At 35.6% G+C, this 24,927-nt stretch carries 32 protein-coding genes and 1 pseudogene; 6 read left to right on the top strand and 27 right to left on the bottom strand.

Annotated elements, in window-relative coordinates; all coding sequences use genetic code 11:
- Positions 1-283: 283 nt before the first annotated feature.
- From H9635_RS03745 to H9635_RS03730, 4 genes are all read right to left on the bottom strand, one after another.
- Positions 284-895 (bottom strand): SCO family protein, encoded by a 612-nt coding sequence (locus H9635_RS03745; RefSeq protein WP_191698818.1) that lies wholly within the window; start codon positions 893-895, stop codon positions 284-286.
- Between the two features lie 113 nt (positions 896-1,008).
- On the bottom strand, positions 1,009-1,149 hold the full coding sequence (locus H9635_RS03740) for a YvrJ family protein (RefSeq protein WP_191698817.1): 141 nt from the start codon (positions 1,147-1,149) through the stop codon (positions 1,009-1,011).
- Positions 1,150-1,211: 62 nt separating this feature from the next.
- On the bottom strand, positions 1,212-1,433 hold the full coding sequence (locus H9635_RS03735) for a DUF2922 domain-containing protein (RefSeq protein WP_191698816.1): 222 nt from the start codon (positions 1,431-1,433) through the stop codon (positions 1,212-1,214).
- Between the two features lie 32 nt (positions 1,434-1,465).
- Positions 1,466-1,684, bottom strand: coding sequence for a DUF1659 domain-containing protein (locus H9635_RS03730; RefSeq protein ID WP_191698815.1), 219 nt, complete (start codon positions 1,682-1,684; stop codon positions 1,466-1,468).
- Positions 1,685-1,802: 118 nt separating this feature from the next.
- Here H9635_RS03730 and H9635_RS03725 point away from each other — a divergent pair, with 118 nt between their 5' ends.
- Entirely contained in the window at positions 1,803-2,237 is a 435-nt protein-coding gene (locus H9635_RS03725) for a DUF2621 domain-containing protein (protein ID WP_191699408.1), read from the top strand.
- 52 nt (positions 2,238-2,289) lie between these two features.
- Here the strand turns inward: H9635_RS03725 and H9635_RS03720 are convergent, their stop codons facing one another.
- From H9635_RS03720 to H9635_RS03675, 10 genes are all read right to left on the bottom strand, one after another.
- Positions 2,290-2,781: a CcdC family protein gene (locus H9635_RS03720; RefSeq protein ID WP_191698814.1), complete on the bottom strand. Its 492-nt coding sequence runs from the start codon at positions 2,779-2,781 to the stop codon at positions 2,290-2,292.
- Between the two features lie 32 nt (positions 2,782-2,813).
- Positions 2,814-3,179, bottom strand: a complete 366-nt coding sequence (locus tag H9635_RS03715; protein WP_191698813.1) for a response regulator — start codon at positions 3,177-3,179, stop codon at positions 2,814-2,816.
- A gap of 55 nt (positions 3,180-3,234) precedes the next feature.
- Positions 3,235-3,945 carry a cytochrome c biogenesis CcdA family protein gene (locus H9635_RS03710; protein ID WP_191698812.1) on the bottom strand — a complete coding sequence of 237 codons (711 nt, stop codon included), beginning with the start codon at positions 3,943-3,945 and terminating at the stop codon, positions 3,235-3,237.
- Between the two features lie 136 nt (positions 3,946-4,081).
- The gene (locus H9635_RS03705) at positions 4,082-4,465 is read right to left on the bottom strand and encodes a hypothetical protein (RefSeq protein ID WP_225231104.1); all 384 of its coding nucleotides are present in this window, start codon (positions 4,463-4,465) and stop codon (positions 4,082-4,084) included.
- Positions 4,466-4,590: 125 nt separating this feature from the next.
- Positions 4,591-5,223 (bottom strand): GIY-YIG nuclease family protein, encoded by a 633-nt coding sequence (locus H9635_RS03700; protein WP_191698810.1) that lies wholly within the window; start codon positions 5,221-5,223, stop codon positions 4,591-4,593.
- A 138-nt stretch (positions 5,224-5,361) separates the two neighbouring features.
- Positions 5,362-6,003, bottom strand: coding sequence for a cyclic di-AMP binding protein CbpA (cbpA, locus tag H9635_RS03695; protein WP_191698809.1), 642 nt, complete (start codon positions 6,001-6,003; stop codon positions 5,362-5,364).
- Between the two features lie 340 nt (positions 6,004-6,343).
- Entirely contained in the window at positions 6,344-7,681 is a 1,338-nt protein-coding gene (locus H9635_RS03690) for a dehydrogenase (RefSeq protein WP_191698808.1), read from the bottom strand.
- Between the two features lie 23 nt (positions 7,682-7,704).
- Positions 7,705-8,322: a serine protease gene (locus H9635_RS03685; protein ID WP_191698807.1), complete on the bottom strand. Its 618-nt coding sequence runs from the start codon at positions 8,320-8,322 to the stop codon at positions 7,705-7,707.
- A 120-nt stretch (positions 8,323-8,442) separates the two neighbouring features.
- Positions 8,443-9,630 (bottom strand): NAD(P)/FAD-dependent oxidoreductase, encoded by a 1,188-nt coding sequence (locus H9635_RS03680; RefSeq protein ID WP_191698806.1) that lies wholly within the window; start codon positions 9,628-9,630, stop codon positions 8,443-8,445.
- A 32-nt stretch (positions 9,631-9,662) separates the two neighbouring features.
- On the bottom strand, positions 9,663-10,091 hold the full coding sequence (locus H9635_RS03675) for a DUF1641 domain-containing protein (RefSeq protein WP_191698805.1): 429 nt from the start codon (positions 10,089-10,091) through the stop codon (positions 9,663-9,665).
- A 401-nt stretch (positions 10,092-10,492) separates the two neighbouring features.
- Here H9635_RS03675 and H9635_RS03670 point away from each other — a divergent pair, with 401 nt between their 5' ends.
- Positions 10,493-11,155 (top strand): GNAT family N-acetyltransferase, encoded by a 663-nt coding sequence (locus H9635_RS03670; protein ID WP_191698804.1) that lies wholly within the window; start codon positions 10,493-10,495, stop codon positions 11,153-11,155.
- Here H9635_RS03670 and H9635_RS03665 read toward each other — a convergent pair.
- Positions 11,148-11,516, bottom strand: a complete 369-nt coding sequence (locus tag H9635_RS03665; RefSeq protein WP_191698803.1) for a VOC family protein — start codon at positions 11,514-11,516, stop codon at positions 11,148-11,150. The genes H9635_RS03670 and H9635_RS03665 overlap by 8 nt on opposite strands.
- A gap of 491 nt (positions 11,517-12,007) precedes the next feature.
- Between H9635_RS03665 and H9635_RS03660 the strand changes: the two genes are divergently transcribed.
- Together H9635_RS03660 and H9635_RS03655 are read left to right on the top strand one after the other, a co-directional pair.
- On the top strand, positions 12,008-12,634 hold the full coding sequence (locus tag H9635_RS03660) for a LysE family translocator (RefSeq protein WP_191698802.1): 627 nt from the start codon (positions 12,008-12,010) through the stop codon (positions 12,632-12,634).
- A gap of 123 nt (positions 12,635-12,757) precedes the next feature.
- Positions 12,758-13,990, top strand: coding sequence for an MFS transporter (locus tag H9635_RS03655; RefSeq protein WP_191698801.1), 1,233 nt, complete (start codon positions 12,758-12,760; stop codon positions 13,988-13,990).
- Positions 13,991-14,036: 46 nt separating this feature from the next.
- Here the strand turns inward: H9635_RS03655 and H9635_RS03650 are convergent, their stop codons facing one another.
- Complete coding sequence (locus H9635_RS03650; protein ID WP_191698800.1) at positions 14,037-14,312, bottom strand: YqhV family protein; 276 nt, start codon at positions 14,310-14,312, stop codon at positions 14,037-14,039.
- Positions 14,313-14,631: 319 nt separating this feature from the next.
- Between H9635_RS03650 and pnuC the strand changes: the two genes are divergently transcribed.
- Positions 14,632-15,321 (top strand): nicotinamide riboside transporter PnuC, encoded by a 690-nt coding sequence (gene pnuC / locus H9635_RS03645; protein ID WP_191698799.1) that lies wholly within the window; start codon positions 14,632-14,634, stop codon positions 15,319-15,321.
- Positions 15,322-15,323: 2 nt separating this feature from the next.
- Positions 15,324-16,409: a multifunctional transcriptional regulator/nicotinamide-nucleotide adenylyltransferase/ribosylnicotinamide kinase NadR gene (gene nadR / locus H9635_RS03640; protein WP_191698798.1), complete on the top strand. Its 1,086-nt coding sequence runs from the start codon at positions 15,324-15,326 to the stop codon at positions 16,407-16,409.
- Between the two features lie 267 nt (positions 16,410-16,676).
- Here nadR and H9635_RS03635 read toward each other — a convergent pair whose 3' ends face one another.
- From H9635_RS03635 to H9635_RS03585, 11 genes and pseudogenes are all read right to left on the bottom strand, one after another.
- Positions 16,677-17,453, bottom strand: coding sequence for a class I SAM-dependent methyltransferase (locus H9635_RS03635; RefSeq protein WP_191698797.1), 777 nt, complete (start codon positions 17,451-17,453; stop codon positions 16,677-16,679).
- Between the two features lie 72 nt (positions 17,454-17,525).
- Complete coding sequence (locus tag H9635_RS03630; RefSeq protein WP_404828838.1) at positions 17,526-17,966, bottom strand: GNAT family N-acetyltransferase; 441 nt, start codon at positions 17,964-17,966, stop codon at positions 17,526-17,528.
- 369 nt (positions 17,967-18,335) lie between these two features.
- On the bottom strand, positions 18,336-19,391 hold the full coding sequence (locus tag H9635_RS03625) for an ankyrin repeat domain-containing protein (protein WP_191698795.1): 1,056 nt from the start codon (positions 19,389-19,391) through the stop codon (positions 18,336-18,338).
- A 53-nt stretch (positions 19,392-19,444) separates the two neighbouring features.
- Positions 19,445-19,900 (bottom strand): annotated as a pseudogene (locus tag H9635_RS03620) (GNAT family N-acetyltransferase).
- Positions 19,901-20,178: 278 nt separating this feature from the next.
- A complete protein-coding gene (locus tag H9635_RS03615; RefSeq protein WP_191698794.1) occupies positions 20,179-20,574 on the bottom strand; it encodes a hypothetical protein in 396 nt (131 codons plus the stop codon).
- A 26-nt stretch (positions 20,575-20,600) separates the two neighbouring features.
- Positions 20,601-20,912, bottom strand: coding sequence for a hypothetical protein (locus H9635_RS03610; RefSeq protein WP_318245175.1), 312 nt, complete (start codon positions 20,910-20,912; stop codon positions 20,601-20,603).
- Positions 20,913-21,246: 334 nt separating this feature from the next.
- Entirely contained in the window at positions 21,247-21,486 is a 240-nt protein-coding gene (locus H9635_RS03605) for a hypothetical protein (protein ID WP_191698793.1), read from the bottom strand.
- A gap of 633 nt (positions 21,487-22,119) precedes the next feature.
- Positions 22,120-23,223, bottom strand: a complete 1,104-nt coding sequence (locus H9635_RS03600) for a DUF4179 domain-containing protein (RefSeq protein ID WP_191698792.1) — start codon at positions 23,221-23,223, stop codon at positions 22,120-22,122.
- Positions 23,220-23,774, bottom strand: a complete 555-nt coding sequence (locus H9635_RS03595; protein ID WP_191698791.1) for a sigma-70 family RNA polymerase sigma factor — start codon at positions 23,772-23,774, stop codon at positions 23,220-23,222. The genes H9635_RS03600 and H9635_RS03595 overlap by 4 nt, the downstream gene beginning before the upstream one ends.
- Positions 23,775-24,053: 279 nt before the next feature.
- Complete coding sequence (locus H9635_RS03590; protein WP_191698790.1) at positions 24,054-24,614, bottom strand: AAA family ATPase; 561 nt, start codon at positions 24,612-24,614, stop codon at positions 24,054-24,056.
- A gap of 45 nt (positions 24,615-24,659) precedes the next feature.
- A complete protein-coding gene (locus H9635_RS03585; RefSeq protein WP_191698789.1) occupies positions 24,660-24,890 on the bottom strand; it encodes an ATP-dependent Lon protease in 231 nt (76 codons plus the stop codon).
- Between the last annotated feature and the right edge of the window lie 37 nt (positions 24,891-24,927).

Raw genomic sequence — 24,927 nt, 5'->3', positions numbered from 1 at the left:
TTCTAATATATTCTTGAGTTCTTCTAATATCCTGCGAAATTTACTAATAAAGCAACCTGATTTGCTAATAAGTTGCTCCGATATGCTAATAAAATGAAAAATCTGCTAATATCTCAGATCGCCGCTGAAATGGGCTCGGTTATTTCGAATATATCTCCCTGTTTTTCTAATAAAATAAAAAATCTGCTAATAACCCCGGCCCAACCTCACACCCGCTTCAAAACCACAAAAAAACTCACTAAAAGCATTTCCCCCTTTAGTGAGCTCAAACTTAAACCTGTTATTATTTTAATCGTTCATTAATTAATGCTTCCATATCGCTAGCAATTGTCTCATATTGTACGCCGTCAGTTCCCTGACCTGTACCGGAATAGTTTTTGACGGCTACTCCTTTTTCATCGACTAGGAAAAATGTATCGGCGTGGATGACTTGATTATCGGTTACGCTTGCTCTAACCGGGGTTTTGAATGAATTGATTGCGAGCTGCTCGATAAATTTCTGGTCGTATCCCGTAAGCATATGCCATTTCGATTCATTTAACGGGTTATGGCGGCTTAAGTATTCCGTTAAGCGCTCTGGTGTATCGTAGTCAGGGTCTACGGAGAAGGCGACAATTTTATATTGCTCAAGCCCCTTCTTTTCGATTTCATCCTGTACTAGTTTCATATTTTGAGTCATTGGTGAACAAATTGTTGTGCAGCTTGTAAAGATAAACATTGCAAGCCATGGTTCCCCTTTTAAACTATCAAGTGTCACTTCTTCATTGCGGTGATCGGTCATTGTAAAATCGGAAATTTCGAAACTTGTTGTTGGCTTAAATTGATAATTACTGCAAGCAGAAAGTACTGTAGCGATTACGAGTACAAATGCGAGTATTATGTTTTTCTTTTTCATTTATCTCTCTCCACTTCCCAAACATTACCTTCATCTTATCGAATGTTGTCCACATTCTCAATAGTTATCATGCGAAAGGTTATGTGTCAAAATTGTGAAACCGCGCTTCACAACTAATTGCGTTCTACCGGATTACTAAGTGAGACGAGTGCTGTATGAATCGCTTCAAGCTTCGTTTCAATTCGATATAACAAATAAAATGAAATAAAGATTGGAAACGTTACTTCCTGAATGATTGCTATCCACTGGTCCATCCTAATCCCTCCTTCGACTATATAAAAAGCCGGTAAAGCATTGCACTTCACCGGCCTTCCTTTTAGTTAATCAAGTCAATCGCTGTTACATGACGCTCAACAATTCTTGCAGACTTTTTCACGTTGAATAAAAACCCTTCTTTTGAGAATGCTGCCTGGTCAATAATTGCTTGCATTGCTGCATTTACTTCAGCTTCCGTTAAATTTGGTTTTGGATCATTGATATTAATCGTCATTGTGCTTCCAGCAGCATTTGCAAATGTTAATTGTAATACTTGTGCCATACGCTCACCTCCTGTCCATTATTTTTGGTTCGTTAGGCCGTTACACTTTCTTTTTGTGTCTTCACAGATTCGATATAATCATAATCTGTTAATCCGACGATTGTTGTTGCCACAGTGTGAAGTTGCTGTGCTGTTGCATTCATCGCCACATTTCGGAAAGTTGAGCTTTTAATTACTGGCTCATTAAATTCATCTAGGCCCGTTTGGTAGAATACCGTCAATGTTGCAGAAAGGAATCCGAATTCGTTCATGTTTATCACCTCCTTGCCCTATATATGTCACGATTTTTTGAAAAAAGGGACAATGACGATGAAAAAATTTACAAAACCTTATATAATAGACATATTGAGTAAAATTGAGGTGAATATTGTGGGCTTAGAAGGCTGGTTTTTATGGTTTATATTATTTTGGGTTGTCGTGTTAGTTTCGCTTATGGGGATCGGCGGCTTCTTTATGTTCCGCAAATTTTTAAAGGCGCTCCCAAAACAGGATGGGAAATCAGATTTGGACTGGCAAGCCATTTATTTAGATAAAACGATCCATTTATGGGGACATGAAGAAAAAGAGTTACTCTCTGAACTTGTAAGTCCTGTACCTGAGCTGTTTCGTCAAGTAGCTAAGGAAAAAATTGCTGGGAAAATCGGGGAAATTGCTATAGAGGAACATGCTACGAAAATTGATTTGGATTTAATTATCCGTGGTTATATTATCGCCTCCCCTAAACGCGACCATAAATTTCTGCGTAAAAAACTGAAGGAAATGGAAATTGATACAACGCACTATGACCATTTATTTGAGGCATAATGCGTAAAAAGGCTGCTCATGAAAGTAAATAACTTTCATGGACAGCCTTTATTTATGCGATGATTTGAGACTTTTCAAGCTTCTTATACTTGATGAGCATACCAATACGCCACGGTAAAATCATGGAGAACGCCAAAATGAAAAACATTCCCGCAAGCTCGCCTACATCAAAGCTTTCTGCAAATATTAATTTTAAAATAATCCGTAAAACCAATAATCCCACTAATATAAAAGGAAACGCCTTTGATTGCTTCATATAGACTGCGTTATCCCGGATTTCAAATTTCGACGTTAGTATTAACACTACCGAAAACAGTAAGCCCAGTGCAGCCGCTTCTGCTATTTGAAGAGGTGCTACTCGAAATTCCTCAAAAATAAACATCAATGCTCCTGTTGACATGGCAAATGGAGGGATGAGTATTTTTTTAGTGGATACCGGCTTTTTTTGTGCGCGCAGTCGTATTACCATGACAAACGAACCCATGATGACGGCCATAATCGTCGAACCAATTAATAAATAGTGAGAAGGTATACTGTCAAACATCATATTCCTCCTCTTATGTTGACAAATAAGTATTACGTTAAGTTGAGAACATTTGATGCGACCTCTTTTAATTGCTCAGGCTGAAAAGGCTTTGTAATAAAATCTTTGGCACCACTTTCAATGGCGGTTTTAATTTTAGTTTGCTGACCAAGTGCCGTAATCATAATGATATTGGCATCTGAATGTTTAGCCTTTATCCGTTGCACCGCTTCAATGCCTGTCATAACCGGCATTGTAATATCCATCGTTACGAGGTCAGGCAATAGCTGATCATATAATAGAACTGCTTCTTTTCCGTTGGCAGCCTCTCCCACCACTTCAAAGCCGAAATCCTTAAATATATTTCCGATTGTAACACGCATGAAAAGCGCATCATCTACAACTAATACAGTCGGCATTTAACGATCACATCACTTTCAATAGTATAGCATGGTATTAAAAAGCATGGAACTATTAGAACCCTGTAAATCCGCCGAAAATTGGCGAGAAAATTGTAATAATATATGTCATACCATCGAAGAACAATAGAATTCCGACAGCAATCATAATATAACCGCCAACTTTAATAATTTTTTGGCTATGAGTACGTATCCAGTTCATTCGTGTGATGAAGAACGATAATGTAAAGAACGGAATGGCAAAACCTAAGTAATAGGCAATCATATACCAAATAGCAGAGTCAGGGTTCGTCCCACCAAGTGTGATAATCGCCATTAATATTGGCCCTGTACATGGTGTCCAACCTGCTGCAAATGCTAAGCCGATTAACAACGAGCCTAAATATCCTGAAGGACGATTTTTAAATTGAAATTTACGGTCCTTCATTAAAAAATTGACCTGTAATAAGCCGACAATCATTAAACCGAACGCAACAATTAAAATCGCTCCGACTTGACGCAATAAATCCTGATACTGGAAGAAGAAGTCTCTTGCTAGAGACGTTCCAAACCCTATTGCAATGAATATGATGGAAAATCCGAGCAGGAAAAATAAAGTATGTAAAATGGCGCGTCTTTGCATCATTCCCTTTTCGGTTTTGAGCTCATCGAGGGTCATGCCGGTAATGTATGACAAAAACGCTGGGTAAAGCGGTAAGGTGCATGGTGAGATAAAACTTAGAAATCCAGCACCAAACGCTAAGAAGATATTTAAATCTGTATTCATGCTGCATTCAATCTCCTTCACATTGATGCCTCAATCGTACCAAATTTTTCAATACATTACTCACTTTTTTAATGTGAATTTTTTTTGACAGCCGTGTGAGGTATATGTGAAACGAAGAAACGAAGTAATTTACCTTCTATCGAATCATATCTATAATCAGTAAACTTGAATAAATAACCGATGTAAATAGTACTACAATGAAGATTGTAATCGTCTGGAATTTAATCGACCAGCGCCATACACATTCCTTTGGATAGACCTTTTTCCATCGAAGTGCCGCTTTAAAATTGATAAACCAGCAATGTAATGTCACTACCAACGAAGGTAAAGTATATAAACCAATCAAGATCATCACTTGCTGAAAAGGTGTCGTCGTATATTTTCCGTAACTAATTACGAAATATGGAAGGACAAACCAAAAAACGGATGTAAATAATAATACGATAGCTACTACTAAATGAAGCCATAAATATTCACTATGGACTTGCTTGTAATATTTTAAAGCTGCTTCCACAATCATCACCTGTCCTGTTCTTTTTCATTTACTATTCCCACTAATATAGGCAAATGAAACGAGAAAAGTGATTGATTTTTTTAATGATGTGAAAAATTACCTTCTTACATAGGTGTGAAAGTTGAAAAAAACTAAAATGCGGACGTTAATTCGTATAAATCTCTGTTCGAACGTAAATTCCATTCCGGTTCAAATCGGTTAATTATAGCGTTTTTTAGGCTATTCATTTCCTTTTCGTTGTCCATAGGATAAATAGCAAAATGGACATCATTATCTGGTAACATTAACGTAATATTTGCATTCACATGACAATGTGTCGCTGTGCCGTCTCTGAAGCAGCCTTTCGCATATATGTTCCCGATATGCTGATTAAAGCGTTCTTTAAATGTTCGTGCGCAAACCCCACAAAATTTTAGCTCATCATTAACGATAATCGTATAAATCCCTTTTTGCTTTAGTAATTCCTCTTCCCCACTGACGACAAAGCGTGTATATGTAAGATCTCCGTAGTTGTTTAGAAACTGCTTGTAAAAGATGTTCCCCTCATCTTTTAATCGTTTTAACGCCTTCCCAGCAGGCAGATTCATTACATGCTGTGCATGCCGGCTTACTTCCTCCTGCAGATGGTCGTATTTCTTTTGCAATGTAAGTTCATGCAACGTTTTTTTATCGAAACTTTCGAATAAATTCTCAACCCTCTGTTCTAGTATAATTAATTCCATTTTTGTAAATTTAATCTTTTCCCCTTTTACTTGAATTAGCATAGTATCTCCCCTTTCAAATAAATCCCCATTTAATTAAAATTCGCTATAAACTGACAAAATCCTCTAAAATTTTTGGTTACATCTGTATTAGTACAATAAAAAAAGCGACTCGCTCTATTTGAACGAATCGCTTTCCCATTAAAAATTCTCTTTATCAAATATTTCAAGGTCGATAATACGCGCACCTTGTTTTGTAATAGCCGCTTCCAGCTCATCCACTGTAGACTGTTTAGCACCTTTAGTCAAAGTCATGACAACACGGCGCAAATAGGTCGTATCGTCATCTAACGAGAACACACAATGTAATGGCCATACCTTCTTAACTGCCGTCAGCACTTTAATTAATATACCATCCGTATCCGGCAGTGCAACTGTAATCGCACAGCTGCCTGTTCGGTATCCCCATGCTTCTTCCAAAAGCTCGAACACTTTTGAATGGGGTAAAATTCCTGAAAAGTTCCCTTTTGTATCAACTACTGCTAGATATGGGAGTTGTTTAATCGAGTGGAACACTTCAAAAAAAGAACTGTTTTCATGAATGAAGGCATCGGGCTCTTCTGTTAAAATTTTTACCGGTACTTTCATATCGCCCTCTTTTAATTTATGTTCGAGTAATTCTACCTTATAAATATTGCCGATAAATTTTTCGCCGGCTTCGTCCAACACAGGAATGCATCGATAGCCATTGTCATTCAATTGACCGAGTACATCAGAAATCAGATCCGTTTCTTTCGCATAACTTACGTCTTTCTTTTTAACATACTTTTGTTTTACAAGCATTGTGTTACCTCCTTTGGTGTTCTATCTATTATTTTAATAGTAGAATCACAATTACGGAAGTTATTTTTTGAATATTTTGTAAAATAAAAGACTAATCACCATAACATCGCGTTGCTTTTCTAATAAAATCCCACTTGATTGGTGGGCTGCGGCAAAACAGCGCTAAAGCCATGTGATACGTGTCTTTATCACTGCCTCTATTGCCGTTTGCGAGGCCCACCAATCCCAAAATTTTGCCCTCGTTATATAGTGAAGTAAAAAACACCTAATCAATCCGCTTGCGCTAACGATGAGGCGGCAATTTTGTCATCCCTAACTTATGGTGAAGAATCAAATAAAACTATTTATAAAGTTCATAATAAATATAGGCATATGCTAAATCGATGCATTTTTGATAGTTCGCCAGATTATTTTCCTTATTATTAACCGAGGCAAAATAGATGGCCTCCAACACACTGCCGTCCCTCGGATATTGCTCACGAATTTTTGCAAACACCTTTGCGCATAGCTCATCCGTATCCTGTTCCGATAATTGAATGATATAGCCGATTGTCGACGCGTCGATTCGTGTGCTCGTAATGATCTCTTGCTTCATTGCCTTCATCATTTCGTCATTGATTAAATGAAGGATTTCATTAATGCTGTCTTCTTCGCATGTTAATATTTTGCAATCTACTAGAACTAGTGTATGCCCATCATTTTCTACATTACTCAATAAACACTTTCCTGCAAGTTTAAATCGCGATAAAGGAGAAAGGAAATGTTCATCCTGTTCATACTCATTGTCATAGGCAGCTTTAATATACTTTTCCATATAGCGCTTGTCTGTTTCAATTTTCCGGTAAAACAGCGCATGAAACTGTTCCATTTCCCGAGAGATACTATCCTCATTCAGCATTTTATATGAGTCGGTAATGAACGTATAACATTCCTGAACTAAATCTTTATTTCTTTTTAAATTCATACAGACGATGAGTACTTCATGCAGCAACTCTATTGCTGTTTCATATTGACCTTTTTGATAATGTATTTTCCCCCGAAGTACACGAATATGTAAATCAATGCGAGAATCCTTTTCCACTTCATATCCCGTAAAATAGCTATTATATAAACTTTCAGCATACTGAACTTTATTAAGTTGTAGTGATATTTCAATATGCGCAATAAATCGTGTGATGAAGTATCGCTCATCATTTTCTGATCCCATCTTAAAAAAGACTGCTGGGAGTTTACTCAATTGCCATAATACATCACTTGGCAAAACTTCCTTCTGTGCTGAAGTGTAGTTATTCATAGCGATTGACAGGACGGAATAATTTTCGAATTGAAGTGCATAGCTACTCGCGATTTTATAGTAGTTTTTCGCCTTTTCGAAATCCAGACTAAAATAATAGCAATGGCCAATTACTAAATAGAGTACAGCTAGACACTCTTTTAGGTTGTCCTTGAAATAAGGTTCTTGAACCATTAAGTATTGCAACAGCTTCATGTTGTAGTCGTGAGACAGTATAAAAGGCTTACTCTCCAAGAGAATAAAGTCATTGATTGTTTCAGCATCGCCTTTTTGAATAATGTATGTAAAAATCGTTTCAAACCCCTCATATTGCGCTTCCTGCGATGGGAATGGCTGTGATCGATAAATTTCTAGCTCATGTATTGTTTTCACACGTTCTACCATAGATTCGCGGGCCTCCTATTCTTTTAAACTACCGGCAGCTCAAATAGCTCTCTTTTTGTAATTGTAAATTGATCCATAAAACGTATTACGTTTAATTTCCGCTCAGTATAGGTCGCTTCATGCTGTTCTAAGTATCCACGCATGCTTTTAATAATCATTGTTTCTATGAGGACAAGTTTTTTTGGGTAATGCTCATAAGTTGCAAAGCGATCATTAAATAGTTGCTTCGAGCTGTTTTCAAATTTCATGTAAAAATTGCTTTCTTCTTTCGGTATGGAATTGAGAAGCTCGCTTAAAATATCCATAAACAGATTCACTGTGAGAACAGCTGCCATTAAAGCATTAGTATAGGAACCGATTGTCGTTTTCTTCAATCGTTTAAATTTCGAACTGATCAGGACTTCATTTAGCATAAAATTCCTTAATAAATAGTGGAGCGCATGCTCGGAATTTATAATTGGAACTTCCTCGAAATAATAGTAAACCCATAAATCACTTAAGCTAAAATTCGCGAATGATAAGGAATGGAAGTCTGGGTGAATTAAGTGATAAAAGTAATCATAGTATTCAAGTCTTGAAAATTGGTTCCGCTGTTGCTCATTTAAAAGAAATAAAGAGTTGGATGCTTCAAAATATTTCAACTATATATCACCTCATCAATCATTTTATTCCATTATAATAGGTTTTTACTAAAAAAGTGAAATTTATTCCTAAAAAAAAGACATACCAGAAAGTAATAAACTTTCTAGTATGCCATATAATTAATACGCTAAACCGAATAGCGCTTTAATATGTGTCATATAACGAACATTCGAAGCTTCTTTCATCAGTGAAGCTGGTAATCCTACTAGTTGCGTATTGTTAGCACCAATTGTAGCGATACCGTCTTTACGTCCTAAAGAACCTAAAGTACCAGAGTTTGTGAATTTGAATTCTTTTAAATCTGCGCCTTTAATTTGAGCGAAGATGTTATAGCCTGCTACTTCACCTTGCTGCCATGCAACTTGTGCTGTTGGTGCATAAGTTGGACGATCGCCCGGGTTAGGAATATGTGCTGAAGCATCACCGATTACAAATACTTCTGGGTGAGAAGTTGATTGTAGGAAATCGTTGATTGTCGCTTTACCGCGATCTGCTGCTAAACCAGATTCACCTACGATTGGAAGTGGTGCAACCCCACCAGTCCATACTAATGTATTAGCTACGATTGGCTCACGGTCTTTTAACTGAATTACATTGCCTTCTACACCTGTAACAGGAGTTGACGTGATAAATTCAACACCACGTTTTTGTAATGAAGTTGTCGCACGCTCGATTAAGTTATCCGGGAATACTGGTAAAATTTTTGGACCTGCTTCAACTAGCTTGATTTTTAGGTCTTCGAATTGCACACCGTATTTTTCCGCTACTTTCGGGAAGTGGTCAACGATTTCACCAACAAGCTCAACACCTGTTAAACCGCCACCGCCGATAACGATTGTCGCGTCTGCTTCATCTTTAGTTTTAGCGTATTCTTTAATACGAGCTTCAATGTGCTCGCGAATCGCGTTTGCTTCATCAACAGATTTTAATACGAAAGAGTTTTCCTCTAAGCCCGGGATACCGAAGAATCCAGTTTGGCTTCCTAAAGCAACTACTAACGTATCATATTGTAAAGTTTTGCCGTTTGAAAGTGCTACTTCTTTATTATCTACATTGAAGCTGTTTACTTTAGCGATTTCAAGGTTAATGTCTAAGCCTTTGAAGATCTTTTCAAGTGATAAAGATACAGCGCCTTCTTTAATTGTTCCACCAGCAAGACGGTGTAATTCTGTAATAATTTGATGTGTTGGGAATTGGTTTACGACTGTAATACGCGCTTCATTCGTAGTTAAAAATTTGCGAGCTGTTTGAGCAGCTAATACACCGGCAAACCCAGCACCTAAAATAACGATTTCTTTAGTTACCATGATCAATATCCTCCAATAAATAGATTATGCAATTATTTCGTTTCTTTACGTTCAGCTGCTACTTGTAAAAATGCATTTGCAAAACGTAATGCCCCTTGTACTTGAGGGTCTTTCAACATTTTTAATAAGCCAAATACGCCTACTGTTTCATTGCTTACTTCAGCACGGTCTTTCGCTTCAATTGCAGTTTGAGCAATAGATTTTGCTGTTCCTACTACTGGGCTTGCCATTTCAGTAACTGCAGCTACTGTATCATTTTTTAGCGTTTCATCTGTTGCAACACTTGATGCGAAATCATACGCTTTTGTTAATAAAGTTGTCATTTCAGCTAATTTCGGTAAGTTATCTACCAAAGTAGTCAATGAAGCCTGCACCTCTGGCTTTAATAGTTGGTCTAATACGTCTAATTGTTCTTGTGTAACAGACACTTTTTCTACCTGCTGATTATTCATTTCTGACATAATAACTCTCCTTTGCCAACACCAATATTTTTTCTAACGAAAGTTCTTACTTATTTGTAATTCCTTTCACATACCCATTCATTAAGCAACGATAGCACAAAGAATCACTTGTTACAATTAGAAAAATGAAATAAAATTAGGAAAAATAAAATAATCGAATATTCTGTAATTTGAACCGATTAAAAACTTTTATTTTTATGTATTTTAAGAGATATTCTGTGATTTTTCGGGTTGAATTATTCTTATATATTTTATTTTCTAGTAATATTTTTGCGATAAAATTTTTTTGGATAAATGAATTTAAACTGTAGTTAATAAGAAGAAACTAATAAAAGCGGTGAGCAACAACTTAGAAATACTTGCGAGAACATCTTAATCCAAACCGGAAATGAGGCGGAGCAATGTATTATAAAGAGTTATATGTGGCCAATGAAAGTAAACCGTTCCCTGCGACGATTCGAAATTATCGGGAAGAGGATTTCGCTGAATTAATCCGCATTCAAAAGGAATGTTTCCCACCACCATTCCCCGAAGAATTATGGTGGAATACGGAGCAATTACAAAACCATACTTCGCTATTTCCAGAAGGTGCATTGTGTATTGAAGTGGAAGGAAAACTGGCTGGCTCTATGACAGCCTTGCTTGTCGACTTTAATATGGATGAACCGCGCCATACATGGGAGGAAATAACAGACAATGGTTATATTAGAACCCACAACCAAAACGGCAATTCACTTTATGTAGTCGATATTTGTGTAAGCCCTGCTTATCGTAAGTTAGGCTTAGGGAAATGGCTCATGTTATCGATGTATGACATAGTCGTCCATCTCAAGCTGGAAAGATTATTAGGAGGTAGTCGGATGCCGGGCTACCATCATTATGAAAAGGACATGACACCGGAACTATACGTTCAGTCCGTAGTAAACGGAAATATCCAGGATTCTGTCATTTCCTTTTTACTGCGCTGCGGACGAATCCCTGTTCAGGTCATACCCAATTATTTGCAGGATGAAGAATCCTGTCATTACGGTGTGCTAATGGAATGGAGAAATCCGTTTAAATAGGTTTTTTACTTATAATCTCTACTCTGTTTCCAAAAGGATCTCTAAACTCAAATCGTTCAAAATTGGGAATAGGCACTGAATCTAATATTTTTATATCATTTTCAGCTAATATTTCTTTCCAATAGGATACATCTTTTACCTCATATGCTAAATGGGCTTTCGTTGATAATCTGTCAAAACCATCTTCTGTTCCTACATGCACTTGTGTACTACCAACTTGTAACCAAAAGCCTCCTCTTCCTTGAAGTGAATCCGGCTTTTGAATTTCTTCTAACTGTAAAACGTTGCAATAAAAATTTTCCCCTTCTTCTTCGGCACCTTTTGGTATCGTAATTTGAGCATGATGTAATCCAAGAATCATATATATCCCCCTAAGTATTAAAACTGTAATTTTATTATATGTAATATGGTATATAAATAAAATTATGGGTTATTTATGAAAACCAATAACTATTTCTTATTGGTATCTACGAAAATGCCCTCCTAGAATAAGGGAATATTTTACCGTTATTTGAATGATGCAGCTCATTTTTAGGATAAATAAGGGAACGTTTTACCGTTATTTCAAATAAAATCATAAAATTTCATGTTTTTTAGTTCAATAAAGGAAATTCCTTCCCTTATTTTGCCTACTTTTTATTTTATTTTTAAAATAAGGGAAATTCATTCCGCTATTTATCACATTCCGCACTTCAATTTCCCGCCCCCACACTTACAATGCGTATTCCCCGTAGAAAATCTTATTTTTATGCAATCCCCAATTATTTCTTATTTGATTTTCCCTTTAACTAGTCCTAGAAGTCATTGAATCGGAATAAAATGCAAGGAAATCATTTTCTTGGGGGGCTATTCATGAATTCTATTTTGACGTATGTCTTTTTAGGCATATCTATGGCTGCAACAATTGGACCTGTTAAAACCGTTTTAATAAATACGGGTTTGAAAAACGGTTTTTTTCATGCCTGGTTTTTTAGTCTCGGTGCCATAGTAACCGATGTCATCTATATGTTTGTTGTTTATTTTGGGATTGGACAATTTATTGAATCGGAATTATTAAAAACGATACTCTGGTCTTTCGGCTGTTTTGTCCTTTTGTACACAGGTATAGAAAATCTTCTATCGCTACATAAAATTGAGATGGATTCAAATACCAAAAAAAGAACACGTCTTAGACAATCAATTATGTCCGGTTTCTTCATGTCGCTGCTAAATCCGCTAACGATTCTTTTCTGGCTTGGGATATATGGCTCCATCCTTGCAAAAAATGCTGGTTCAACTACAATCTATCAAATCATAATTCTTAGTATTGCTATTTTAGTCGGTATTATTTTAGTGGATTTTCTTATGTCCTTTTTCTCCAGTGTCGCGCGAAAATTATTATCCACGAGGCTTTTGAAAATCGTTTCCTTCATTTCAGCCATATTAATGATCGTATTTGGACTATACTTCGGCAAGATGGCTTTCCAAATGTTATTTTAATGCATGGACAACACTTATTATAGTCGGATCGTTTCTAAATAAGCTTGTAAAATAATGTTACGCATAAAATGCTTGAAATGAAACCATACCTTAATAAATAAACAAATTAGTCGAGGTGTGGTAATGGACAAAAGTAAGGCTCAAGTAAGTGTCTGGTGTATTATCAGTTTAACTTCAATTCCTCTAATCATGACGCTGGGAAATTCCATGCTTATACCAGTGCTTCCGATACTCGAAGACAAGGTCGGGATCACATCATTTCAGTCAAGCATGATTATTACAAGCTATTCTATTGCGGCAATTTTCCTTATACCTGTAGCAGGTTATTTATCAGACCGATTTGGAAGAAAAATGGTAATATTACCCAGTTTAATCCTCGCTTTAATCGGTGGTCTCATTGCCGGGTTTGCTTCCTGGAAAATGGATGACCCGTACATGATGATCATTATTGGTAGGGTTATTCAAGGAATAGGTGCGGCAGGAGCAATGCCGATCGTTATGCCCCTTGTAGGTGACCTATACCAGGATGATGATGAAAAAATAAGTTCGACGTTAGGAATAATTGAAACGTCTAATACGTTCGGTAAAGTGTTGAGCCCCATTTTAGGTTCAATATTTGCAGCTGTTTTATGGTTTCTGCCCTTCTTCTCTATTTCAGCGCTTAGTTTAATTTCTATTTTACTTATCTTTTTCTTTGTAAAAGTCCCTAAAGAAAAAGATGAACCTTTAAAGTTCAAGGAATTTTTAAGTAATACAAAGGAAGTTTTCAAAGAGAAAGGAAAATGGTTGTATACCATATTTTTAAATGGTGTACTCGTTATGCTGATATTATTCAGTATGCTATTTTTCTTATCCGACAACCTCGAAAAAGTTCATGATATAAAAGGTGTTAAGAAAGGTTTTGTACTAGCTATCCCACTTTTACTATTGTGTATTTCTTCTTATGTTTCTGGTCGTAAAATTAAAGGCGACTTGAAAAGAATGAAAAAAATAATTGTTATTTCGTTAATTGCCATGTCTACAAGCATTGTTTTCGTAGGTTATACAAGCAAAAAACTCATTCTTTTGCTCGTAGTAACAAGTATAGTCGGAATCGCCATTGGTGCCCTCTTGCCTGCACTTGACACAATTATTACAGATAACATCAACAAAGAATTAAGAGGCACAGTTTCTTCTTTCTATAGCTCAGCGAGATTTATCGGTGTTGCAGCCGGCCCCCCTATTATGTCACTCGTCATGAAAGACTATCTCAATGTCAGCTATATTGTGGCAGGTGTATTAGGATTCATACTGTTATTTGTTGTCTTCAAATGCATCAATGTCGAGGAAATCGAGAAATCCAAAAAAGCAACATAAAAAAATAAGGACCTGACAGCTTTTGCGGCTGGAACGGTCCTTAAAATTATTGAGCTTTCAAACTGAACAGAATAAGGGAAATGCCTGCAAAAAGGCAGATTATTCTTGTCATTGAAATTTTCTCTGCCAGACCTAGTAGAGCTAGTCCAGTTGTAACGATGAGAACAACCGGACCTACTAAGGCTAACATTGTATTGATATAAAAGGCCTTTTCCAAATCATTGAATTTAAACATTAACGCAGCAGCCGTCAATTCAATACTTCCTGAAATAAGTCTTAAAATAATGATAAAAAGAAGTGCCTTTTCAATAAATGGAACCACATCCCCTGCTATTATTCATTCATAACATATGCAACTAACTCCTAATTTATATTAGCTTTAGACTATTCTCTTTTAAACAGCAGATTTCCTTACCTGCGAGCATCGACCACATACTAAAATTACATATAATACCTAGATAGCGTCTAAATAATTCTCTTAAAATATAAAAATTTCTCGTTAACATAAAAGAATAATTAGTTTATTTAATTCCATTTAATGTTAAAATATTAGCGGATAAAACCAATATTACCCATCATTAGGTTGCCCTTATGAATATTCGTTTTAGCCATTCATCATGGAGAAAGAAGGTATAGTTGTTATGTTCAAAAATTGGACGTTATTCGAAAAGGCTTGGTTAATCATTTCAACAGTCATCATCCTCATTCTTAGTATTTTATGGGATGATACGCTTTTAGGAACGATTTCATCTATAGCCGGCATTATTTGTGTTGTATTAGCAGCGAAAGGGAAAATCGGAACATATGTAGTCGGTGTTGTGCAATGTTCGACATACGGCTACATTGCATATGGCTATGGATTATATGGTGAATCCATGCTGAATCTATTATTCTATTTACCTATTCAATTTATCGGATTTTACTTATGGTTTAAAAATAAGAAATCCCCTGATGAAGCTGCATACGGGGAAGAAATTTATGCGAAACGTTTAACAACGAAACAATGGCTATATACGGGTGCTGGAATACTAGTTGCTTATATTTCATACTCGCTATTTTTATCAAGAATAGGCGCAAACTTAGCGGGGCTTGATGGTTTGGCCGTTGTTTTATCGGTAGTAGCTCAAATTTTAATGATTATGCGCTACGCGGAGCAATGGATTTTATGGATTATTGTCAATGTCATTACGATTGCCTTATGGGCGATTATTTTAGTTCAACAAGGCGGCAATGATTGGACAGTATTTGTTATGTGGTGTGCATTTTTAGTAAACTCAATTTACGGATATATTAACTGGATTAAAATTAGCAAGGCGCAAGGAGCTGTATAAAATTGAACTTCGGTGTACCAATCAGCGAATATAAAAATAAAAAAATCGGATTATATGGCGGTAAGTTCCTACCATTCCACAAAGGACATTTAAACTGTATTTTTGAAGCACAGTCTCTCGTAGATATTTTGTTCGTTGTCGTTGGTTATGATGATGTCTATGATAAAAGTTTATGTGAGAATACAGGCTTTGAATGGGTATCGAGTCGTGTCCGTGAACGCTGGATTACGAAAGAATTGAAGAATTTTAAGAATATACGTGTACTTTCGCAATATGAAAAGCGCTCGGATGATTACATGAATGATGATTCCATTTTTGACTCACACAAAGAGTTGCTATCTAAAATTGGCGGCAAAGTGGATGTAGTGTTCAGCAGTGAACACGAATATGAGGAATATTTCGCAAAATACTTACCACAGGCAAAGCATCACATTATTGATACTGAAAGATCAGCATTCAACATTTCTGCGACAGAAATTAGAAAAAACGGTATTTTTCATTCGTGGAATTTCTTACCGCCCGCTGTACGGGAGCATTATGTAAAACGTATTGCTATTTGCGGCATTGAATCGGTCGGTAAGTCGCATCTTACTAAAATGTTGGCGAAGCACTTTGAAACTAACCATTTGGAAGAGTATGGTCGTTTATATTATGACGAAATCAATGGGTACGCCGATATATCGGAGCCATCGGACTATGCAGACATTGCAGCAGGTCATGTCCATCTGATGAATGAGGCCAGCAAAAAGTCAAATAAAGTGTTGATGGTGGATACCGATTTAGTTTATACACAATTTTTCCATTTCATGGAGACCGGTGAGTATCACGAATTGGTTGATACGATGCTGAAATTGAAAGTAGAGAAAATCGATGAATATATCTTTATTGAACCCCACAACTTCCATGAGCTGGACGGCACACGCAGACCGGTTACGGATGTAGAGCGACAGAAGCGTAATACTCTACTGAAATCGATATATGAAATGTATGGCATTAAACTGAAAATTGTCGATGAAATGGAGAGAAATAAACGGTTTAATCAATGTAGGGTGATTGTAAGAAGCAGTATAACGGGGCAAACCTTCTAACAGCGGTTTCTTCCTCTTCAGCATTTAATTTTGTTAAAAGGACAAAAAATAAGCGGAGATATTACTGTTATTTATAAGCTGAAGACGTTTTTGACGTGAAATAAGGGGAGATTTTCCGGTTATTTGCATAAAAAGCTATCATTTTCATTTTTTTGAATGGATAAGCGGAATTTCTACCTTTATTTGGGCTGTTTTTTATTTTATTTTCGGAATAAGCGGAATTTCTCCGCTTATTTTTCAGGTCGGATGGTTCATTTCATATCCACATTATTTAACTGCTTTCCAAATGGTCCATCTATCCTTTTCAACGATTGTATGTTCCGAAGAAATGGCCTCATCTATATAATCCATTAATAAATTTAATTCTTCATCCGTTAATTCATGTAATATACTTCTTCCTGTTCTTTCACTTAAATCTTTTAGTAATTGTTCTTTATTTCTATATTCTTTTCTGATTTCCCATAACTTAATTTCCTGAATGTCTGTAAATCCAACATCCGTAAGTGTTTTTATGACAAATTCACTGCTGTATCTCCGTTTTGTCTCGCTCTCAATTAATTGCGGAAACCGTTCAAAAAAATATCCCCTTATATGACTCGGATCTCCCTTTAATAAACAATCTTCCGGTGTCCGGTCCTGGACGACATAAATTCCTTTTTCATGCAACAGTCTATAAGCCTCTTTGAAGCACATTTGTAAATCCTGTATATGATGGATTAACGCTCTTTCCAAAATTAAATTGTATTCGTTACTTTCTAAATCAGTTTGTAGTGCATTCCCTAGTCTGAATGAAATGTTTGGATACTCGGCACAATTTTCTCTAGCAGCTTTCAGTATTTCCTCTGAATAGTCGACCCCTGTAACAGACATTACGCCCATGTCAGATAACGCTTTCGAGTAAATCCCCCCACCGCAGCCTATATCCAATGCTTTAGGAATATTATTAAAATTTACTAACTCCTCCATAGCATGAATCCATGAACTATCTGCCTTTCGAGTTGAATAAGAATATCTATTTTTTTCATTATGAAAATCAATTCCCACTATAATCCCCCCTTCATAACGCCAATATGAATGAAAGTCACTTTTTCAATAAATTTACTTTCCTCCGTTGTTTTACTTCAGACTCAATTTTAATCCTTCATGTGTTGCATTAAAGCCCAACTGTTCATAAAACTTTAACGCATCCGGTCTCCTTTTATCAGTCGTTAGCTGGACCAAGTGACATTCTCGTTGTTTCGCACGTTGGATTGCCCAATTAATTAGCTTAGACCCAACACCTTGCCCTCTTACAGAAGCTGCTGTTCTGACTCCTTCAATTGTCGCTCTCCATCCACCTTGATGAGTTATATACGCAGTAAAAGTAATTTGCAGGACGCCAATCACCTCATCGCCATCACAAGCCACAACTAATTCGTTATTCGAATCCTTTGAAATCGCCTCAAATGCTTTTCTGTAACTAAGAGGAAGTGGATCTTCATAGCGCTCTCGTTTACTGCCTAATAAATCATCCGCAAGCAAGCCCACGATTGTTTCTAAATCCTTTTCAGTAGCCATTCTAAACTTTAATTCAGTTTCCAATGAAATCCCCCTTACCATTAGACTTCTGCTTGTATAATACTTCCACAAAAAAAGCGCTGAATCCTTCTCGGACCAACGCACTAAAGAGTATTCGTACTTATTGAATTCCAGATATTAAAATTAAATCATAATTATAGAAAGTGTAAATGCCGCGCTCCATACACACCCTAAAACCTTTTGATTATGTATATTTCTCCCGGCCTTTAATTTTTCTAAGAGCTAAACCAAGTTAACGAACCATAATACCGAAAATACAATAGGTACTAAAAGAAATAAATCTTCCAAGTTCCGTCTCCTTTCGTTATGAATAATTAAATTTTTCATTAGTTGACGATGAAACTATGGTTAACGCTTGTAGTCGGGCTGTTCCAACTTAATAGGATTCGGATTACTGAGTACCCATTGCACCGCCAGTTCGCATAGTCTTTCAACTTCATTACTTCCATTTCCTTTACGAAGGTCTTTTACTAACGCTTTAGCCTCCAAAAGTTTAGCCGGGGGTAATGGCGTGCCTAAGCTAAAGTAATGATCTAAATGGTTAAGCATTTTACGAAATTGATTATCCCAGTTGCCCCCGCCATTATCCAATATTTCATAGGATACTTTACCGGTAATACGGATCACCTCACCCTGTACAGTTTTCGCATACCCCTCGGAAGGAATTAATAAATCCCATAGTTCATTATGTTGCGCCTGCCATCCTTTTGCTGTAACGGTTATTGGAGAGGAGCCATCGTGAGTTATCCGTTTCTCTACTGGAAGAACATCAAATAGTGCATATAGATGTATAAGTGCCTCTTCTGTTTGATTCAAAAATTCCTGATTAAAGCTTTCTCTGTAAAATTCAAACTCATTTCCAATTCGCTTAATAGAGTCTTTCATTTTCTGCGTTTTAGTTGCTCCAGCTTTAAGCAAGATCTCAGCAACTTTCGCCATATTAACGATATCTATGTTTCTACATACCGACAAAGCTTTTTCTAAAGGTGTCTGTCTCATCTTATTTTCTGCACTGATATTTGCACCTTTGGCAACTAATGTGGAAACTGCATTTGGATTAAATGAACTAGCTGCGGCAAATATAGGTGTCTCGTTCTGATAATCCATCGCTTCTAGATGTGCCCCTAACTCAAGAAGCAATTCTGTATTACCGCGCCAATTTTTTGCATGGTTATGTAGAGCCGTTCTACCATAACTGTCACTAGAATTTATATCCGCACCCTGTACTACAAGCCAGCGAACCAATTCATCCGGTATATTGAAAAAGCTCAAAGCAGTTGATTTACTGTAACCGCCACGGGCATCTAATTCACAATGCACAAATACTTCTTTTAATGCTGAAATATCGCCCACTTTAATTAGTTCATCAAAATTTTTCGGTAAAATTTTTTTATTCTTTCCCATTCTGGCTACTCTCCTAGCGAATCATTTTTCAAAAAATGTTGCGTCCTTATAACTTAACGGTGTCCATCTTTCCTTGCTTGTATATAACCATTATATACGCAAGTGCCATGCGTGGATAAATCCTTCACTTGCAATCCACATGTTTCATAAAATTTAAAATTATTTGCTGAAGTGTGTGCAAACCAATCCCCGTGAGGAAGTTTTTGAATACATAATTCAACAAGCTTTTTGCCAATGCCTTTCCCACGGTATTCTGACAAAACGACTAAATCCATAATATTAGCTGCCATTATTTGATCGGATATTACTCTAACCATTCCAATCATCCGATCATTATCTCATACAGTAAATGCCCAAGTTGAATTTTTAAAGATTAGCGAGTATTTTTCTTTTTGCCACGAAGGAATATTTTTTGCCCATTCAGCATCTTTAAACAAGGATTCAACATAGTCAGCAGGAACTCCTTCAGTACCTTCCCTAATTACTAAGCCATTAAAATATTGATACATAAGCACCTCTCCTTTGATAATATAGTTATTACATAAAAAGATAATTAATCCTTTTAAACGATGATATTATTTCATAATAAACTATAACTTTTGCCAATGTTCAGGCATATTATCGTAATATGTTTCTATCTTCTAATAGAAAGGTTGTAGTTAGTATAGTGTTTTAAAAAGATTGTATTAGTCTTTCAATAGTAATAATTTCATCAAAGAAACAATGATTCTTCTTTTATCGATACCTCATTGGCATAAAGATAAAGATATTAATTAATCTTCTACCATTAGTTAATTATTTCCAACGGCAATACTGGCTCATTATCACTATATCTTGAGTAAGACCAACCTTCATTTGAAACTTCTGTACATAACTTATCCGTACAGGTAAAAATATAAGATTTCTGTTCAGTTTGGACAGATATTTCATAAAGATAAATAGAAGATGGGTCAGAAACATTAAATCGGTTTACTCCTTGTTTAATTGCATAAACAGTTTCCCTAGATGCAATTTCTTGATACTGCTCATTTTGAATTACCATTTTAGTCATTTCCCCTAAAATCACTTGGTCATCCAAGTTCGCTGTATATGTACTTTTGATAAAACTAGTAATCCCCAAAAATAAATTTAATATTACGCTAATGAATAATAGAATAAAAATTCGCTTTGTTTTTTTCTGCATAAATGCCCTCTTGTAAATCATTTTAATTACATACCTGACATTCCGGCTATAATTATAAAAGTAGTCCATAAGAACCCAATTCCTAACGCCAAAATCGATGATGTTCTAAGTGAAATAAGTAAAGAAGAAAAGTATTTTTGCTCACCTTCACTTTTTTTAAAAGAAAGCGCAAAGAACACAATCCCTAATAATCCAATTAAATATGTAAATGTAACACCCACCCAAAACCAAGTTAATCCATTCCCCCAATAAGCCATCTGCTGAAATTTAATGCTGAGATAGAATACCCCAATCGCACATACTAATGACATTAACGTATACAATATTTGTTTATTCACACTTATTTTCAATAAAATACACCTACGATTCCTATAAAACTTTTGTAGCAAGTAACCTCCCACAAAACCTTTTATACTTTTAGTGTAATTATACACTTTATGAGTTATTTTTCAATAACACTTATATAAATGCCTTTCTCTCTTAAATAAAAAAAGCACCTTCCTTAAAAAAGGAAAGCGCATAAATATAGTCGGAGAACTATGCCTTATTCTTCAAAGTAGCTAAAATACCATGCAAAAACTACTAGATTTCACAAGGTATTTTAATAATTATTTTAATTTTGCACCTCTAAAGAGAACGCGTAACAGCTTTTATGTGTCCTTGTTTTCAAATTCACCCTTCGACCAAATAACCAGCCGCGTATAGGGCATTTAAATTCTCTTGGTGCTTTTCTACATTTCCTTCTTTCGCTATTACCACTTCTCCGAAATACGGTTTTCGATACAGATATACGAATGTAGAACCACACTTACTAATATAGGCATTTTTATAAATATCTAAGTGATACCCTACCTTATTCAACAGTCGACCATCTACAAAATCATTCACTTGCAACATATTTAGTACCAACATGCCCAGTTCCCCCATTCCTTGTTCAATTTCCACAATCTAGATGTATTCGCAAATCGTTTATCAGCGAAAACAGATTCCTAATAAAGGATTACGTTGCGGAATATCATATGCATTTAATAGCTTTGCAATACCTTTCAAAATTTGATGCTATTGCATTGTTTATTTTATCGAGCAATTATAAACAGCCTCTATATCCATACCCATTTTTTACTGAAAATAGGCAACCCCTTATGAATAGCTGATCTAGGCCTATTGCTATAAAAATACGTAAATCCTCTTCAAGTATCAACCCAATAGGGGGCTTAACAATTTAGTTGTTCTTTAATTAAATCTAAAAGACCTTCAGGAACAAGTCGTAGTTCACCGTTTTGAAACCTATTTATAGGCAATCGCATAATTTTGAAGATGTTCTCGTCATCTTCCTTTCCAGTGCTCTTATTATTCCTTTTTTCATTGTAATCCTCCAAATTATTAATCAATAATCTTTAGTTGTTTCGATTCACTTACGAATAATTCCTTCTTTTATCCATTTATTCGACCATTAATAAAAACGAGCGCGAGTCCTTGTTACAGAATCGCACCCGCATATTGGATAAGAATTATCATTCTAAAACTTTTAATTTAAGGCAAAAGCTACTTATTTAGGGGAAATACAATTGGGTCAATTTCGTATGGGGCCATTACAGGTATCAGTGGTCTATTTCCATCGCTGTCTGATTTACCAACTGTTAAAACATGAACGGTTGGTGTAATGGTGATGGACTTTGCTCTATTATCAAAATCACCCAGAGTTAATCTAGGAAAGCTTACATTACCGGGAAAATCAGTACTATGACCAGAATCTCGATAGTGAATGAAGTTTTGTTTATTTCCTAAATCATCTGTTACATTATATTCAATAAGTACACCTCGGAATTCATCATCTTCCTTCGAAACAAGACGTTCATCTACCAATTCCGATAAATAAAATGTACTCGAGATAGGCGTTTTAGTCATTTTTAGAAGTGTAATTGCCACCCCAGTGTCTTCTGTGTTGTAACCGGCTCCGATTAAATTTTCCGTTTCGCTTTCTAAGGCTTGTAAAGCGAATTGATAAGACCATTCTCCAGAATGTAGTTGTTTCCCATTATTCAAATTTCTAACTGCGTTCCCTTTCCAAGAAACATTTATTTTACTTGGCTTAGGACCTTTGATTAATTCATATACATAAAGAACGGCATACTCATTCTCACCAATTTTTTTAGTTAAATAGTTTTCAGAGTAACCATTATGTTCATACGCACCGTTAAATTCTTCTACTATGAAATCTCCTTCTAAAATTGGTCTTTCTCCTAGATCCTTTTCACTTTCAATTGTATAGGCTATCGTTACATTTTCACCGTCATAAACTGCATCGGTTAAGGTTATATTTATACCCTTACTTTCTTTTGAAACACCTATATCAGTCGAATAATTGCTAAACTCTTCAAAAACATAACGATCATCTTCATTAAACAATTCAAAAACACTACCAATAATCGGTAACTTAGCAGCATAGGTTGGAAATGCTATACTTAAAGTGAAACTAGAAGCTAACAAAAGGGATGCAGCAACGGCTATATTTCTGAATAAGTAATTTTTCTTTTTGCGTTTCAAAACATTTCTTTTAATTCTAACCTTTTCCGATTCATCTACATCCATAGGTTCAATGTCCATTTCGATTTTTAAATCGTTTAATTTACGATAAAATTTTTTCAAGAGAAAACGCCTCCTAAACGTAATTGTTGAAGTCTTTTTTTACCACGATATAAGCGATTATCAACGGCTGCCTTTGTTAAGCCAAGTTGATGAGCAATTTCTTCATTTTTCATATTTAAAAAATATTTCATAATGAAAATGTCATGATCTACCTGATCCAATTTTTCCATGAGTATTAATAATTCATCCATCATGTACTTAGAGAAAAATTCATCCTCTGCCGATTTCACTTCGGAGCCATTCACGGTTAATTCGACAACCTTTGGTGAATTTAATGATCTCCTTTGTATATCAATCGCTTTAAATTTGGCAATCGTACAAATCCACTTACTAAAGTCCTCTTGGTCACCTTTAAACTGCTTTGCATTTTCAAATGCTCCTAGAAACGTATCGCTTATACATTCTTCAATAAGCTGCGGGTCCTGGAAGGATATTAACGCATTATATATAATCGCTTTCACAATCCCGATATATTGGTCAATTACAAATTCAAGTGCATCTTCTCTCCCCTTCTTAAAGTACTTGATAAAGTTCTCACTCGTAATCTTCATACAATTAACTCCTTTGTCTTTGTAAGGGCCCTACACTTAATACATCGTATAAAACTAAAATAATTCTCATTATTCTAAATTTTTTAAGAAGAGAGATATCGAGCAATGAAAAACACTTTCCTTATTTCAAGGAAAGTGCATGATTATATACCATTAGATTCAGTGTGCGACATGCCATTCAAACGTTCCAGTTAAATCGCCCCACCAAATATCAATGTATGTATTAAAAGGATCGTATGTAATAAGACTCAACTAAATTCGTCCGAGACTATCCTTCTTCTATAAATCGAATTTTAACTTTACTATCTTGGCAACTTCTTCTGCATTTAAATTTGTATTGTTAATTTTGATATAATTTTGGAATGGAATTTCACCTTCTAGAGAGTTTAGTCTATGTTTCTCCATTGTGCTTTTTAAATCATTCTCAGACCAATCAATATCTCTTTTTTTAGGTTTGTGCTCCAACCTATTTGGTGTTTTATTCCGCTCAAGTCTCTCGTCTATGTCAGCTTCCAATTCTACATAGTAAACAGTGCCTCCTCTGGACTCGAAAAGCTTGGAGAGTCGCTTTACATACTCCCAATCCGACTCCTGATCAAACAACCAGACGTAAGTAAAAATCATGCCATATAGATCGCTTTTTGAAAACTCTTCAAAAATCTCCTGACGAAATAAATTTACTAATCTTTTCCCTTCTTTTGTACTATAATCAAAAAAATGAGTAACTAAATCAATCGTCATATGGTTATGAAACAGCTTCAAATCTGTAATTTTAGCTAGCTCCTGCCCAACTGTCATTTTACCAACCGCCTGTGGTCCAAATATATGAACAAGTTTCATAAACTTCCTCCTAGTTATATAAATAATCTGTTAAAGGAATACATATTAATTTTCTGCTTCCTTTTCATCTCGTTCTTTTATATATCTTTCAACTGTCTTTTTTACTTTATCATTGCTATTGGCTGGAACTATTTGTTTATGAATTTCATAAATTAAAATGAATGATCTAAAAATAACTCCAATAATAATTGCACATAGCATAAAGATCCCTATTGGACCAAAAAATACTAAAATACCTAAAAGACTAGCTAATAAGATGGATAACAATAACTTCATCAAATTCCCCCTTAACGTAGTGGGTTTGCTCTCTATG

This window comes from Solibacillus faecavium, assembly GCF_014836905.1.
GTDB lineage: Bacteria > Bacillota > Bacilli > Bacillales_A > Planococcaceae > Solibacillus > Solibacillus faecavium.
The sequence above is the reverse complement of the archived record's forward strand: the minus strand, read 5'-3'. Positions and strand labels throughout refer to the sequence as shown.